The sequence below is a fragment of the Streptomyces sp. MZ04 genome, from assembly GCF_004684775.1.
Classification (GTDB): Bacteria; Actinomycetota; Actinomycetes; order Streptomycetales; family Streptomycetaceae; genus Streptomyces.
In genome coordinates this window covers 1-1653 of the sequence record NZ_SRIC01000554.1, presented here as the reverse complement: position 1 = coordinate 1653, position 1653 = coordinate 1, and the positions used below count along the sequence as shown (strand labels likewise).

The following is a 1653-nucleotide window of genomic DNA, read 5'->3' as shown; positions in this document are numbered from 1 at the left end:
AACCCGCACTCGCCCCCGCCACGGAGTCCGCCGCTGCGAAGAGACCCCCGGCGCACTCGACCGTCGTCCGCGTCACCATTGACCACCTCGTCGTCCGCACCGCCTCTCCCCTAGTCGTCGACGGCCCTGCCCCTGCTCCGCACCGCAAGCCCCGGCTGAGCCTTGAGGAGTACCTCGGGAGGCGGGCGTGAGTGACGCGTTGGCGATCGCCGCCGTGACCGAGACACTGCGAGCCGTGCTGCACGGGGACCTCCAACGGACCGTGCCCGGAGCGGAGGTGACGGTCCGGCATCCGGAGGATGTCGCCGCAGCCATCGCCGAGGGCGACGGCACGAAAGGCGTGCTCAACCTCTTCCTCCACCAGACCGGCATCGACCCCGCCTGGCGCAACGCCGATCCCGACGGCTCGCACCCCGGCGAGTGTCGGCATCCCGCGCTGCCGCTGGTCCTGCACTACCTGTTCACCGCGCACGTACCCCCCGGTGAGAACTCGACCGTCCCCGAGCGGCTGCTCGGTGCGGCGATGGCGGCCCTGCACGAACGGCCGCAACTGCGTGCCGACGACCTCAGGGCCGCCGCCGGCTTCAGTGATCTGCATCTCCAGCAGGAGCCGGTGAAGGTCACCCCGGCGATGATGACGGCCGACGAGATGTGCCTGCTGTGGGCGGCCCTGGGCCACGGTTACCGGCTGTCCGTCGCATACGAGGCACGTGTCGTGCTCATCGACAGCGCAACGCCCGGCCGGGCACCCCTGCCGGTGCTGCGGCGCGGGGCGGCCGGGACCGGGCCCGAGGCCATGCCGACGGCGGCCGCGCGCTGGCCGGTACTGCTGGCCGTCGTACCGTCGATCGCCGCGTCCGGCTCGGACATCGTGCTCAGCGGGAGCGGGTTTCAGGCGGGTACGCCGAGCGTTCGTCTGACGCACCCCTTGCTCGGCGGGCCGATCGTGCTGCCGGCCCGCGCGGACGAGGCCGGCTCGTTGCGGGCGACGCTCGGCGAGGAGCTCGGCGCGGGGCGCTGGTCGGCCGTCGTCGTCCTTACCGCGCCCGACGGCAGTGAACGAACCACCGAGCCACGGCACTTCCACATCCCGCCGCGCATCACCAGCTCCCTGCCGCTGACCGCCGAGCGGGACGAGAGCGGGGCGGTGGCGATGGTCGTGGAGTGCGCGCCCGGCGTGCATCCCGGTCAGCGGGCCGAGCTGCTGGTGGCGGATCGGCCCGTGCTCGCGGAGCCGTTCACCCAGGAGACCCGGACGCTGCGGTTCCGGCTGGCCGCGGGTGCGCCGGGGCGGTATCCGCTGCGGTTGCGCGTCGACGGGGTGGACAGCCCGCTGCTCGATGTGGAGGCCGGGCGGTTCGACGCCGACGCGGCGGTGGTGATCACATGACGACGGCCACACAGGTCGAGCTGCACATCCGTCGGCTGGTGTGGGACGGTGCCTGCCCACCCTCGCCTGCGGCACTGTGCGCGGCCGTCGAGTCCGAACTCGCCGTGCTGCTCGGCAACTCCCCCACCATCAGCGCCCCCGACCCGGCCGTACCGGCGGACTCCGCCCTCGCCGCGCACGCCCGCCGGATCGCCCGCGCCGTCTACGAGGCACTCCGAGCCGGGCAACCGCCGGACCCACACCCCTGCTCCCCCCAGCACCGC

General features: G+C 73.6%; 3 protein-coding genes. All 3 read left to right on the top strand.

The window, feature by feature from the left end; translation table 11 throughout:
* Positions 1-191 (top strand): hypothetical protein (locus tag E2651_RS44925; RefSeq protein ID WP_209446396.1); only part of this gene is annotated, 191 nt, incomplete at its 5' end.
* The gene (locus E2651_RS43060) at positions 188-1390 is read left to right on the top strand and encodes a DUF4255 domain-containing protein (protein ID WP_135336706.1); all 1203 of its coding nucleotides are present in this window, start codon (positions 188-190) and stop codon (positions 1388-1390) included. The genes E2651_RS44925 and E2651_RS43060, both read left to right, overlap by 4 nt.
* Positions 1387-1653, top strand: a 267-nt coding sequence (locus E2651_RS43055; RefSeq protein WP_135336705.1) for a hypothetical protein, incomplete at its 3' end; no start/stop codon positions are given. The genes E2651_RS43060 and E2651_RS43055, both read left to right, overlap by 4 nt.